The sequence below is a fragment of the Rhizobium sp. SYY.PMSO genome (assembly GCF_046840415.1).
Taxonomy (GTDB): domain Bacteria; phylum Pseudomonadota; class Alphaproteobacteria; order Rhizobiales; family Rhizobiaceae; genus Rhizobium.
On sequence record NZ_CP177350.1, the window covers coordinates 1,000,008 to 1,013,027 of the forward strand.

Annotated in this window: 12 protein-coding genes; 6 read left to right on the top strand and 6 right to left on the bottom strand. The window is 61.2% G+C overall.

Going from position 1 to position 13,020, the window contains the following annotated elements; genetic code table 11:
- Window positions 1-69 precede the first annotated feature (69 nt).
- Window positions 70-1,062: a GlxA family transcriptional regulator gene (locus ACJJVH_RS22990; RefSeq protein ID WP_112799927.1), complete on the top strand. Its 993-nt coding sequence runs from the start codon at window positions 70-72 to the stop codon at window positions 1,060-1,062.
- Here ACJJVH_RS22990 and ACJJVH_RS22995 read toward each other — a convergent pair.
- Window positions 1,037-1,912 carry a LysR substrate-binding domain-containing protein gene (locus tag ACJJVH_RS22995; protein ID WP_112799929.1) on the bottom strand — a complete coding sequence of 292 codons (876 nt, stop codon included), beginning with the start codon at window positions 1,910-1,912 and terminating at the stop codon, window positions 1,037-1,039. The genes ACJJVH_RS22990 and ACJJVH_RS22995 overlap by 26 nt on opposite strands.
- A 114-nt stretch (window positions 1,913-2,026) precedes the next feature.
- Here ACJJVH_RS22995 and ACJJVH_RS23000 point away from each other — a divergent pair, with 114 nt between their 5' ends.
- On the top strand, window positions 2,027-2,935 hold the full coding sequence (locus ACJJVH_RS23000; RefSeq protein ID WP_113436637.1) for a DMT family transporter: 909 nt from the start codon (window positions 2,027-2,029) through the stop codon (window positions 2,933-2,935).
- Between the two features lie 60 nt (window positions 2,936-2,995).
- Here the strand turns inward: ACJJVH_RS23000 and ACJJVH_RS23005 are convergent, their stop codons facing one another.
- Window positions 2,996-4,075, bottom strand: coding sequence for a LacI family DNA-binding transcriptional regulator (locus ACJJVH_RS23005; protein WP_412065240.1), 1,080 nt, complete (start codon window positions 4,073-4,075; stop codon window positions 2,996-2,998).
- A 186-nt stretch (window positions 4,076-4,261) separates the two neighbouring features.
- Between ACJJVH_RS23005 and ACJJVH_RS23010 the strand changes: the two genes are divergently transcribed.
- The 4 genes from ACJJVH_RS23010 (at window position 4,262) to ACJJVH_RS23025 (ending at window position 8,460) form a co-directional block, all read left to right on the top strand.
- Window positions 4,262-5,089: an ABC transporter substrate-binding protein gene (locus tag ACJJVH_RS23010; RefSeq protein ID WP_112799935.1), complete on the top strand. Its 828-nt coding sequence runs from the start codon at window positions 4,262-4,264 to the stop codon at window positions 5,087-5,089.
- A gap of 68 nt (window positions 5,090-5,157) precedes the next feature.
- Window positions 5,158-6,687, top strand: coding sequence for an amino acid ABC transporter permease/ATP-binding protein (locus tag ACJJVH_RS23015; RefSeq protein ID WP_412065241.1), 1,530 nt, complete (start codon window positions 5,158-5,160; stop codon window positions 6,685-6,687).
- Between the two features lie 69 nt (window positions 6,688-6,756).
- Window positions 6,757-7,884: an NAD(P)/FAD-dependent oxidoreductase gene (locus ACJJVH_RS23020; RefSeq protein WP_412065242.1), complete on the top strand. Its 1,128-nt coding sequence runs from the start codon at window positions 6,757-6,759 to the stop codon at window positions 7,882-7,884.
- A 213-nt stretch (window positions 7,885-8,097) separates the two neighbouring features.
- The gene (locus ACJJVH_RS23025) at window positions 8,098-8,460 is read left to right on the top strand and encodes a hypothetical protein (protein ID WP_112799941.1); all 363 of its coding nucleotides are present in this window, start codon (window positions 8,098-8,100) and stop codon (window positions 8,458-8,460) included.
- Window positions 8,461-8,582: 122 nt separating this feature from the next.
- Here the strand turns inward: ACJJVH_RS23025 and ACJJVH_RS23030 are convergent, their stop codons facing one another.
- Genes ACJJVH_RS23030 through ACJJVH_RS23045 form a run of 4 tightly spaced genes read right to left on the bottom strand, consistent with a single transcriptional unit; the run spans window position 8,583 to window position 13,007 of the window.
- Window positions 8,583-9,647 (bottom strand): sn-glycerol-3-phosphate ABC transporter ATP-binding protein UgpC, encoded by a 1,065-nt coding sequence (locus ACJJVH_RS23030; protein ID WP_113370927.1) that lies wholly within the window; start codon window positions 9,645-9,647, stop codon window positions 8,583-8,585.
- 23 nt (window positions 9,648-9,670) lie between these two features.
- On the bottom strand, window positions 9,671-11,185 hold the full coding sequence (locus tag ACJJVH_RS23035) for a DUF5060 domain-containing protein (protein ID WP_412065243.1): 1,515 nt from the start codon (window positions 11,183-11,185) through the stop codon (window positions 9,671-9,673).
- Between the two features lie 38 nt (window positions 11,186-11,223).
- Window positions 11,224-12,111 carry a carbohydrate ABC transporter permease gene (locus tag ACJJVH_RS23040; RefSeq protein ID WP_113357536.1) on the bottom strand — a complete coding sequence of 296 codons (888 nt, stop codon included), beginning with the start codon at window positions 12,109-12,111 and terminating at the stop codon, window positions 11,224-11,226.
- Window positions 12,108-13,007 carry a carbohydrate ABC transporter permease gene (locus tag ACJJVH_RS23045; protein WP_113405647.1) on the bottom strand — a complete coding sequence of 300 codons (900 nt, stop codon included), beginning with the start codon at window positions 13,005-13,007 and terminating at the stop codon, window positions 12,108-12,110. Before ACJJVH_RS23045 ends, ACJJVH_RS23040 begins: the two co-directional genes overlap by 4 nt.
- Window positions 13,008-13,020: the final 13 nt, after the last annotated feature.

A 13,020-nucleotide genomic window follows, 5' to 3' on the forward strand; every position in this document is an offset into this window, starting at 1 on the left:
GAGACGCCTTCATGCTTTGCATTAACGGAAACATATAATACAGTTTCGGAAATATCGAAGGAATGGGCGATGCTGACATCCGCCAATGAGACGCTCGACATCGACCTGCTGATCCTTCCGGAGACGAACCTGATTTTGATCGCCTCGGTCATCGAACCGCTGCGCGGGGCCAATCGTATTTCCGGAGCGGAGCTCTATCGGTGGCGCCTGTTCACGCCGGATGGTTCACCGGCGGAAACCACCAGCCATATCCCGGTGCCAGCCTCCTCCAGCTTCAGGCCGACATCGGATACGGCACCGCTTTTCGTGCTCGCCAGCTACAATTGGCGGCGCAGCGCCACGCAGGCGTTGAAAATGCAACTGTCGCAAACCGCCCGCCATCGAAGCCTGGTGGCCGGCATCGAGTCCGGCACCTGGCTGCTTGCCGAAGCGAGCCTGCTGGATAACGTCTCGGCCGCCGTCCACTGGGAGGATTTCGACGATTTCGGGCTTGCCTATCCGCAGGTGCGCGCCGTCAAGGATCGCTACGTGATCGACGGCAAGCGCATTACCACCGCCGGCTCGCTGCCGACCGTCGATCTCATGCTGGAAATCATCCGGCGGCGGCAGGGCTATTCGCTGGCGCTGGAGGTCAGCCGCCTGTTCATCTACGAGCCGGCCAGCGCGCAGAGCGCGGCGGAGCTTTCGCCGTCGACGGCCGGTCTGCGCATGCGCGATCCGCGCGTGGCCCAGGCGATCCGCCTGATGGAGGAGCATATCGAGCAGCCGCTCGTGCTGACGCGTCTCGCGCGCCGTATCGGCGTCAGCGCCCGCCATCTGCAGGCGCTGTTCCAGGAAAGCATCGGTGCGCCGCCGCATGTGCACTACCTGGCGCTGAGGCTGAACGCGGCGCGGCGCAAGGTCATCGAGACGAAAGCCTCCTTTGCCGAGATTGCGGCCGCGACCGGCTTCAATTCGGCATCGGCCTTTTCCCGCAGCTACCGTGCCAGCTTTTCCGAAAGCCCGTCCGGCACGCGCCGCAGGCTGCGCCGGCGGGTTACGGCTGCAGCAGAGCCGACATAGGCTGGAAGGCCTCGCGCACCATATCCGCCAGTTCCCGGATCGCCTCGCTGGAATGATAGGGATTGCGGCGCAGCACGACGCGGGAGGAATCGACCGGCGGAAAGCCGTCGTCGCCCGTCAGTTCCCGGCAGCCATGCGGAATGTTGCTGCGCGACAGCGTCGTCACGGCAAGCCCGGCGGAAACGGCGTTCTTCAGGCCGGAGCTCGTGTCGGCGATGAAGGCGATGCGGTAGGCGCGGCCCTGCTGCTCCAGCGAGCGCAAGGCAAAATCGCGCGCCCATGTCGAATTGCGATAGGTCGCGACCGGAAGCGGGACGGCATCATGCAGGCGATGCACCATGGATGTCACCCATACGGTGGGATCGATGCAGAGAACCTCGCCTTTCGTCTGGCTGCTCCAATCGAAGACGACGGCAAGATCGAGCTCGTCCTTCTCCAGGGCGGTAAGATTGTGTGCGGTATAATCGCATGAGACGGTGACTTCGACGGCGGGATGCCTGATGGCAAAGGCCGCCAGCGCCGCCGGAAGAATCGTCTGGCTGTATTCCTCCGGAATTCCGATGCGAACCGGCCCGTCCAGCGGCTTGGTGCGGATATTCGCCGCCGCCTCGTTCAGAAGCTCGATCACCCGTTGCGCGTAGGGAAGCAGCTGATTGCCGGCGCGCGTCAGCACGGCGCCTCGAGCGCTCCTCTCAAACAGGGCTTCGCCGATCGTATCCTCGAGTCTTTTTATCTGCGCGCTGACGGCCGATTGCGTGCGGCCGATCCTTTGAGCAGCGACTGAAAAATTGGATGTCTCGGTGATGACGAGGAATGTCCGCAGCAGGTCGCTTTCAATGGGTTCGCGCATGGGGCACGCCACAAATATTTCTGATAGCTATTATCTCTACTATTCGTTTGCCTGATGTCAAATAACGGCGCAAACAGAATGCGTTCCTTCTGCTTCGTCCCTTGAGTCCATTACATGACATTCCAGTTACCGGCCCGCTCCGCTTTTGCCAGCGATTACGAGAGGGGCGTCATACTTGTGGCTACGGCAATGCTTGCGTGGAGCTGCAGCGGCATCTACGCACGCCTTCTGACCACGGACATATGGACGGCGATCGCCTGGCGGTCGCTGTTCGGCGGCCTGTTCCTGCTGATCCCCAGCTTTTTCCTCGAAGGTGGGTTTTCGCGGCGGCAATGGGCTTCGATTTTTCATCCCGCCGGGCTTGCGATGCTGGCTTGCCAGACCATCAGCCAGGCCTGCTTTCTCGGCGCGCTCTACACGACCACGGTCGCCAACGTGACGATGATCTACGCGACGGCGCCGTTCATTGCCGCGTTTCTCAGCTGGACCCTGCTGAAGGAGCGTGTGGCGAACCGGACGTTGGTCGCAGGGGCGGTCTGCCTCGTCGGCGTGGCGGTCATCGTCGCGTCCTCGATCGGCGGCGGTACGGGCATCGGTGATCTGCTGGCGCTCGGCATGACGGTGACTTTCGCGCTGATCATCGTCATCCCGCGCATGGACCCCAGCATTCCGATCCTGCCGTCGAGCGTCGCCAGCGGGCTCCTGACATTCGTGGTGTTCGTGCCCTTTGCGTCGACGAGTTCGGTAGACGTTCAGAACTGGCTTTTGCTTGCCGCCTTCGGGGCGACGAATTTCGCGCTGGCCTTCGTCCTCTTTCTCTTCGGATCGAGAAAGATGCCCGCCGCCGATGCTGCGCTCATCAGTTCGATGGAAATCGTGCTGACGCCGTTCTGGGTCTGGCTGTTCTTTTCCGAGGTGCCGCCGGTGGCGACATTCGTCGGCGGGGCGATCATCTTCGCGACGATCGTCTGGCACACGGCCATCGATCTCAGGCATGGCCGCCGCATTCGCATCCCGGCCTAGCAAATTTGCGCGTGGCTTCATGAGAAACGACACCCGGCGGCCCCGTGCCGCCTGGCGCAATTATGTCCTGCCCTGAGGCGGCGCGGCCACCGATCCGCGTCGGATCAGGCTCGTTTTGATGGCGATACGCTCCACGGGCACGGTCTTGCCGTTCAGCCTTGAGATCAGCTTCTCGGCCGCCTTCTTGCCCATCTCGTAGACCGGCTGGTCGACTACGGTGATCGGCGGCGTCGTAACGGTCGTCCAGTCGGCATCCAGAAAAGAAATCATCGAGATGTCGCGTGGTATGGACAAGCCGAGCGTCTGCAGCGTTTTGAACACCCGCAGGCCGACGAGGCTGTCGGATGCGATGAGGGCCGTCGGCGGCGCCGCATCCTGCAACAGGCGCTTGACGACGGCGTCTGTCCTTGGCTGGTTGGTGGCGCCAAGCCGTACGTAGTGCCGACTTTCTTCGATGCTTGTGCCGGCCTGCGCTTTCAATACACCATCGACGCGCTCGCGCACCGCCGAATTGGAAAGGGTCCGGCTGCTGCTGAGAAACTCGCTCTCCGCATCCATCGCCGATATATAGGCAATTCGCCGATGCCCCATGTCGAGAAGGTGGCGAGCGGCCGTCACCGCGGCGTCGAAATCGTCGCCCGTCACGGAATCGACGCCGAGTTCCGGGATGCTTCTGTCAAAGAGAACCAGAGGCACGCCGACGCGGCGTATATCGCGGAGATGTTCCATCCGGTCGCATCGAGCCGGCGTCACGATCAGCCCATCGACGCGCTTGCCGATGAGCAGGTCCACCGCCGATTTTTCCGTATCGAGCTCCTCGCCGGAATTGGCGATGATGACATTGAAACCCGCCATGCGCGCAACGTCGCTGATGCCGCGGACGGCAAGGCTGAAGAAGGCGTTCTCGATGTCGCCGACGACAACGCCGATAATGCCGGATTTACCCGTCGTCATGCTGCGGGCGAGTTCGTTCGGCCGATATTCGAGCGCTGAGGCGGCCGCAAGCACCTGTTCGCGAACCTTGTCGCTGACGACGCCGTAGCCGCCGAGCACTCGCGCCGCGGTAGCCTTCGAGACATTCGCTGCTCTGGCAACATCGGCAACTGTAACGGAGCGTTTCGGGGTGAGGGGCTCTTCCATTGGATGACGACTACAAGAGTTGTTGACGGGCGGTCAATCTCAAGTTAACAAATATCAATTGAGACCGGTCTCTTTATATATGAGACCGGTCTCTTGTCCAGATAATCCCTATCTACAAACAGGGTGGGGTTGTGGGCGAGCATGTGTGAATGCCGACAAGAGCATCCTTCAGAGCGGAGAACGAACATGAAAATATCCCGCATTTTCTCGGCCATCGCCGCGCCTCTGCGCGTCGGAGCGCTGGCTTACCTCGTCGCGGCGAGCGTCGGTCCGGCGGTTGCCGCCGAAAACCCCTATAATCTGATCGACCCGAACGTCATCAGCGTGGGAACCATGGGTGACGCCAAGCCCTATACCTTCACGACGGCCGACGGACAATTCACCGGTTTCGACATCGAGCTCTTCCTCAATGTCGTCTCCCGCATGGGCTTTCCGAAGGACAAGGTGACGTTTACCGGCCAGGAGTTCTCGGCTCTGCTGCCGTCGGTGGCCAACCAGCGCTTCGATGTTGCGGTGGCCGCGATCGGAACCACCGATGCACGTAAGAAGACCGTCGATTTCTCGGACGGCTATCTTGCCGGCTATCTTTCGGTCCTGACATCGGATGCCTCGATCAAGGATGCGAGCGGCCTCAAGGGCAAGCGCCTCGGCGTCGTGCAGGGGACGTTGCAGGAAGGCTATGCAACGAAGAACTTCACCGGCACGGATCTCGTGAAGTTCCCGGACAACAATTCCGCCGTGGCGGCACTGAACAACGGCACCATCGATGCGCACTTCCTCGACTACGAAGCGGCCAAGCAATATGGCGAGCGCTATCCCGGGCTGAAGATCGCGGTGAACATTCCGTCGTTCGACGCGCCCGCGGGCTTCGTCGTCAGGAAGGGCAACGACGCCTTCCGTCTGGCGCTCAACAAGGCGCTGCATGAAGCGATGCAGGACGGAACCTGGAAGACGCTCTATGAAAAGTGGTTCCCCGGCTCGCCGATGCCCGATCAATATCTTCCCAAGAAGTAAGGCCGTCCCGCCGCCCGGCCTGCCGGGCGGCGGCATCGATCCGCCTGACGAATTTCATGGGGAATTGAATGGATTGGCTTGAAAACCTCCGTCGCAGCTTCCTTGACTGGAATGCGATGGCAGAAGTCCTGCCGAGCATGATCACGGTGGGACTGAAGAACACCCTCATCCTGGCCGCGGCGTCCACCGTTCTTGGCGTCGTCATCGGCATGGTGCTGGCCGTGATGGGCATCTCGCAATCGCGTTGGCTGCGTCTGCCGGCGCGTATCTACACCGATATCTTTCGCGGTTTGCCGGCGATCGTCACGATCCTGATCATCGGCCAGGGGTTTGCCCGCATCGGCCGCGAGCTTTTCGGTCCGTCGCCCTTTCCGCTCGGCATCATCGCACTCAGCCTGATCGCCGGGGCTTATATCGGCGAGATTTTCCGATCCGGCATTCAAAGCGTCGAGCGTGGACAGCTGGAAGCCTGCCGCGCCCTCAGCATGAGTTACGGGCAGGGGATGCGGCTGATTATCATTCCCCAAGGCGTGCGGCGTGTCCTGCCGGCTCTCGTCAACCAATTCATCGGCAACGTCAAGGATTCGAGTCTTGTCTATTTTCTGGGGCTGCTGGCCTCGGAACGCGAGATTTTCCGCGTCGGGCAGGATCAGGCCGTCGTCACCGGTAATCTCTCGCCTTTGCTGCTGGCCGGCATCTTCTATCTGATCATCACGGTTCCGCTCACCCACCTCGTCAACTATATCGATACGCGTCTGCGTCTCGGGCGACAGGGGCGCAGCTCCGGCGCCACCAGCGGCCTTGTCGAAGTCGGCGAGCTGGAGGCCGCTTCGGGCACGCAGGCGCCAGGCAATGCGGGCGCTCCACGCTTCAAGGGCGGGGCTGTCAGGATTCGCGATCTCAGCATGTCCTACGGCGATCTCGAAGTGCTGAAGGGCATCGATCTCGATATTGCCCGGGGCACCGTCACATGCATCATCGGGCCGTCCGGCTCGGGCAAGTCGACGCTGCTGCGCTGCCTCAACAGGCTTGTCGAGCCGAAGCGTGGCGACATTCAGCTCGATAACGAGAGCATTCTGGGAATGAAGCCGGAAAGCCTGCGCCGACGTGTCGGCATGGTATTCCAGCATTTCAACCTCTTTCCGGACCATACCGCACTTGAAAACGTCATGCTGTCGCTGACGAAGATCAAGAAGATGCCCAAGGCCGAGGCGCGCAGGGTTGCCGAGACCCGTCTCGCCGAAGTGGGGCTCGCAAGCCGCAAGGATCACCGGCCCGCCGGGCTTTCCGGCGGCCAGCAGCAGCGCGTCGCCATCGCCCGGGCACTTGCCATGGACCCGGAGGTGGTTCTGTTCGACGAGGTCACGAGCGCACTCGATCCCGAGCTGGTGAAGGGGGTTCTCGACCTGATGGCCAACCTTGGACGCCAGGGCATGACCATGGCTGTCGTCACGCACGAAATGGGATTCGCCCGCAAGGTGGCCGATCAGGTCGTCTTCATGGATGAGGGCCGCATTGTCGAAGCGGGCCCGCCGCAACGGATTTTCGACAATCCGCAAAGCGAACGGCTGAAGCGCTTCCTCGCCGAGGTTCTCTGACACACGCGGGCCGGCGGATTTCCGGCGGTCCCTCGATCACAACATCCACCACTGACAAGGTTTTCCAACATGCATGCTCCCACTCGTCCTTCGAAAGTCGTTGTCGTCGGCGGCGGTATCTTCGGGGTTTCCACAGCCGTTCATCTTGCGCGGCTCGGCATTCAGACCACCCTGATCAACGATGGCCCGCTGGCAAACGGTGCATCGGGCCGCTCGCTCGCCTGGCTCAATTCGGCCCGGCGCCGCTCCGATGCGTATCATCGCCTGCGCCTGGCCGGTATCGACCGCTATCGTACGCTGTCCGCCAAATATCCGGATGCGGCATGGTTGCGCTTCGCCGGCGGCCTGACCTGGGATGCGGACGATGCCGGCAACGATATTGCCGCGGTCTTCGATTACGAGCGCGATCTTGGCTATCATGCCTTGCTGTTGAAGGCGGATCAGGTTGCCGGGACGACACCGGGCGTCGATCCGAGCTCCGTCACGAGGCAGGGTGCGATTTTCAATCCGGGCGAGGGCTGGGTCGACCTGCCGTCATTGATCGGCGTTCTTGCCGACGAGTTCCGCGCCTTGGGCGGCGAGATCGTCACCGACGCCGGCCGGGCTGCGATCAATGTGGAAGATGGTCGCGCCCAGGGCGTCACCACTGCGAATGGCGCCGTCTGGCCAGCCGATGCCGTGCTGCTGGCCGCCGGCGGCGAGGTGCCGGCGATCGTCGCGCAAGCCGGCCAGCATATCGGCGACGATACGCCCATAGCACTTCTCGTCAGGACAAAGCCGATCAAACATGCGCTGAAAGCCGTGCTGAACACGCCGCGCGTCGCAATCCGCCCGACGCCGGACGGTGCCTTTGCCCTCGACTCGGCCTGGTCCGAGGAGGAGGTGATCGTGAATGCCGACGGCAGCTACGAGATCAAGCCTTCGACGCTCGAAGGTCTGTTGCTGGAAGCTTCGAAGGTGCTGGAGGGGAACCCGAAGCTCGAAATCGGCGATTACGGCGTCGGCCCCAAACCCATTCCGGGCGACGGCGAACCTGTTTTCGGCGAGTTGCAGGCGATACCTGGCTATTTCGTTGCCTTCAGCCATAGCGGCGCCACGCTCGGCTTGATTGCCGGCGAACTGCTTGCCGACGAGATCGCCACCGGCAAACGTCACCCGCTGCTGGCGGCCTTTCGGCCGGAGCGCTTTGCCAGGTAACTTTAACGGAACAGACGCAGGTCTCGCTTAATGTGCGGGACCTGCCATTATATCAACATATTACAGCCAGAATTTAAAGTATAATATCAAGCCAGTGGATCAGTCGACATCGGCCAAGGCGGTCATCGTTCTGAAATAAAATGTAACAAGTTATAACACCCTGTTACGCCGCGAATCATTATATTCGGTTGGTGATTAACGAGAGGTTGCTTGATGCTGGCTAACTATGCACCGTCCCATTCGCAGACCGACGTGCTGATCTGTCTCGACAATCAGCAAGTCGCCGCGCGCATCGGTTCGGTTCTCTCGCAGCGGGGATTGACGGTGTCGGCGATACCGACGGCAGCTCTTCAGGCGTGGTACGATACGGGCGGCTGCCAGATCGTGGTCACTCACACGGCGATGATCGGTCAGGTGCGCAGCCGCCTGAACCTGCCCGTCGTCAACATCGAAGCCTTCATATTCGATCGCCCCGTTCATGTGACCGAGGGAGCGGCCAGGCAGTTCGATGGCGATGCCTTCGTCAAGCGGATCTTTTCGATCATCAACGGATCGCAAAGGCGCATGGCCAGCTGACCTGTCTGCGTCAGCCGGCGCTTCAGCGCTAAAGCAAATTCAGGAAAAGGCCGTAGCGGCTTTCCGTCAGGAATCACGTAAAAACAAAGAGATAGATCGGTTCCACGAAACGCGGAACCAATTTAAAGCCGTTGCTGGCTGACCTTGTCGAAGAAGTGAAGGTTCGGGGTCTTAAGCGAGATTTGAATCGTCTGGCCCGGCGTCAGTTCGGCCCGTTCTCGCATCACCCAGGTCAGTTCCCTGCCTTGCAGATCGAGCGCGACATGCGTTTCCGAGCCGGTCGGCTCGACGACCGTGACAGTTGCGGCAACGCCGCCTTCCGCCGCAAGGGAAATATCTTCCGGACGTATGCCCAGAACGATTTCTCGGCCCTCCGACTGAGCGGGAGCGCGGGAAAGTTCGATGCGGGTGCCGGTGGGCAGCACCAGCGCCGGTGCCGCGCCGCCGTCCAGCTTGCCCTCGACGAAATTCATGGCCGGCGAACCGAGGAAGCCGGCGACGAAGACATTTTTCGGCCGGTCGTAAAGTTCGAGCGGCGAGCCGATCTGCTCCACCTTTCCGCCCTGCAGCACGACGATCTTGTCCGCCATGGTCATGGCTTCGATCTGATCGTGGGTCACGTAGACGATGGTCGTCTTCAGGCGCTGATGCAGGGCCTTGATTTCGGCGCGCATCTTCACGCGCAGCTTGGCATCCAGGTTGGAAAGCGGTTCGTCGAAGAGAAACACCTTGGGGTCGCGCACGATGGCGCGGCCCATGGCGACACGCTGGCGCTGGCCGCCGGAGAGCTGGGCGGGCTTGCGCTCCAGCAACGGCTGCAGCCCGAGTATCTTGGCGGCCTCGCCGACCTTCTCATCGATCTCGGCACGTTTCGCGCCGGCAAGCTGCAGCGCGAAGCCCATGTTCTGCGCCACCGTCATCTGCGGATAGAGCGCGTAGTTCTGGAACACCATGGCGATGTCGCGATCCTTCGGCGGCAGGTCGTTGACGACCCGGCCGCCGATCGAGATTTCTCCGCCGCTAATATCCTCCAGCCCGGCAATCATGCGCAGCAGCGTCGACTTGCCGCAGCCCGAGGGGCCGACGAGAATGACGAATTCGCCGTCCGAGATTTCGACATCGACGCCATGGATGATGTTTACCGTGCCGTAGGACTTCCTGACGTTCTTGATGGTTAATCCGGACATGACATTCTTCCCTTCAAGGTCGATCAGTGCTTCTTGCGGATACGGAGCGCCTGGTATGGCTTGCCGGGCAGCTCCACGCCGAAGGCCGCATCGGCCTTGCCGCCGCGCACGACCGCGCCGTGGCGCGTCGGATGCGGGATCGGCGCTTCCACCTTCTTCGCCGGCGTGATCGTCATCTCCCAGGTGTCGATGATGTCGACGTCATAATCGGTTCCGTCCTTGGGCAGACCGGTGGACCAGATGACGGGTTGGTGCTCGCCGAGATAGATGTAGCTGACATCACCATCGCGAGCGCCGGAAACGCGCGTCCACGGCCATTCGCCGAACGAGGCCATGGGCTCAAGGCCGTTGACGACATCCTGTTCCACAAGGTCGCGCAGGAAGCCGATGCGCTGCCATGCCTCGCCGCGCAGCTCGCCGCCCTTGGCCCACCAGATCAGATCCTGCGGATGCGAATAGGTTTCGCCATGGCCGGCATAGCCGCCGCGCGTTACCGTGATCCAGAAGCGATGCACCAGCTCCTGTGGCGTCAGGTTGCCCCAGGACTGGATGATGTTGCCTTCATATTCCGGCTCGTCGTTGACGACGGGCTTGCCATAGGCTTCGCGCCATTCCTGCGTGCGCTTCACGTCCCAGTTCTGGATGCAGGTATGCGTCACCCACGGCTTGCGATGATCGAAGTTCATCGTCGGCTCGCCGTTATGGATGGATTTCAGATGGCCGTAGGGATCGTTCTCTTCGAGAATATGGAAATAGCGGTCCCACTGCTGCAGCGGCTTGCTGTCGAGAAGGAAGTCATACTCGTTGGCGAGCGCCCACCAGACATTGCGATAGGCGGCAAGGCGAGCGGCGAGATAGGCGACATAGCGGAAATCCTGCTCGGCCGACATGTCGGCATAACCCCAGCGATCGTAGGGGTGGAACATGATGATGTCGGCTTCGATGCCAAGATCGCAAAGGGCTGCGACTTGGCGCTCGAAATGGCGGAAGAGAACCGGGTTCGGCCTGTCGAAATCCTCCTTGCCGTCGGCGCCCTTTTCGAAGCAGGCATAGAGCGGCTCGTTGACATTGTAGGGGTAGTCCTTGGGGAAGACGCCCATGCGGATCTTGTTGAAGCGCGACTTTTTCAATGTCTCGAGGGTCTGTGCCTGCATGTCGAGCGGCTGATGCGTCCAGGCATAGCAGGTCGTGCCGAACGAGAGGAAAGGCTTGCCGTCGGCATAGGCGAAATGGAACTTGTTGTGAACGTGCACCGGGCCATGGTTGCCTTCGGAAGGCTTGGTCGCGATGAAGGAACCGGTCTTGCCATCAAGCTCTGCCGTCTTCGAGCGCGTGAGGAAGGACCATTCGCCTTCGTTATCGGGCATGAAGCGAACGCGATAGACGCCGTCGCCGTCATAGAAGCCGGGCACGCGGACCTCGCGGCTGTTCTGGCTGAAAACGGCATCGAATGCCACATCGAGATAGGGGTTGCCGCCCGAAGGGCCGTCGAAGGCCGCTTCGAAGACTCCCCATTTTTCGACGGACGCGTTGGACATGATATTCTCCTCGAAAGATGTATGGATGGTTCGACCGCTCAGCCCTTGACCGCGCCGGAGGTGAGGCCGGAGACGAAGTAGCGCTGGAAGATCAGGTAAACGATGGTGGCCGGAAGCACGGTCATGACGATGGCGGCGTTCAACTGGCCGTAATCATTGGAAAACTGCCCCTGGAAGGACATGAGCCCCAGCGGCAGCGTCCACATATGCTGGTCCTGCAGCAGCACGAGCGCCATTGCGAACTCGTTCCATGTGGAAACGAAGTCCAGGATCAGCAGTGCTGCGAGTACCGGCAGGCAGACCGGCAGGAATATGCGGCGGAAGATGGTGAAATGGCTCGCGCCGTCGATCAGGGCAGCCTCCGACAGCTCCTTCGGAATGCCTCTGAAGAAACCGTGCAGAATGAAGACCTGATAGGGAACGCCGAAGGCGATGTAGGGCAGGATCACGCCGGGATAGGTGTCGATCAGGCCGAGCGAGTTGACCAGCGTAAACAGCGGCGCCAGCATGACCTGGAACGGGATCATGGTGCCGAAGACGACGGCGAGCAGCAGCAATTTCCCGAACCTCAGGCGGATCTTGGCAAGCGCATAGGCTGCCATCGCCGACAGGATGAGGCCGAGCGGCACCTTGATCACGGTAATGATGGCGCTGTTCAGGAAGGCGCTGGCAAAGTTGCCGCGGCCCCAGGCGCTCGAATAATTCTCGAAGGCCGGATCGAGCGGCGGCATGAAGGCGCCGGTCGACGTCACGTCAGCCTGCGTCTTCAGCGAGGTGAAGACGATGAAGATGAAGGGCGCCAGCCATATCGCGGCAACGATGAGCAGCGCGATCCACAGGCCGATCAGGACGGGGTCCCGCTTGCGCTTTGCCGGAGCAATGGCCTCGAAGCCGTCCGACATGGATGTGGCCGATGCTGCCGTCATTGTTCGGCCTCCTCATGCTTTTGCGTCCAGCGCAGGTAGGGGATGACGATGGCCATGGTGATGAGCAGCAGGACGACGGAGATCGCGGCGCCGCGGCCGAAATCGAAGATCTGCATGGCCTGCGTAAAGGCCCACAGCGCCAGCATCTGCGTGGATTGCGCCGGACCGCCGCCCGTCAGGCCATAGACGATGTCGAAGGCTTTCAGCGATGAGATGACCGAGAGTACCAGTACGATGGTCAGCGTGGTGCGAAGCGCGGGCAGCGTCACGTAGCGGAAGATGTTCCAGCGCCCGGCGCCATCGATGCGCGCGGCCTCGACCAGCGTCTGCGAAACGTTCTGCAGGCCTGCGAGAAACAGCACCATGGAAAAGCCGACGGACTGCCAGAGATAGGCGACGAAGACCGAATAGAGCGCGATATCCTTGTCGCCCAGCCAGTCCTGGATCCAGTCCTGCAGGCCCATGGAGGTCAGGATTTCGGTGAAGAGGCCGAAGAAGGGGTCGTACATCCACTTCCACATGGTCGCGACCGCGATCGGCGCAATGATGACGGGAAGATAGAAGATGGCGCGAAAGGTATTGCGGGCGAAAAGCTTCTGATTGAGGCTGAGCGCCAACAGCAGCCCGACCAGCGGCGGAAAGATCACGCACATGATCGTCCAGATCACCGTGTTGCGGAAGGCGACCCAGAAGACGGGGTCCTGCGTGAAGATGTATTGATAGTTGGCCAGGCCGACGAAAGGACGCTGCGGATCGAGGCCATTCCACTTCTGGAAGCTCAGCACCACCACGTTCAGCATCGGATAAAGCGCGAAAATCGCGTAGATCAGCATGGCCGGAGCAAGCAGGATCGCGGCCTGAACGCGGGGATCATGTGTTCGATTGCGGAATGACATTCTGATTGCTCCC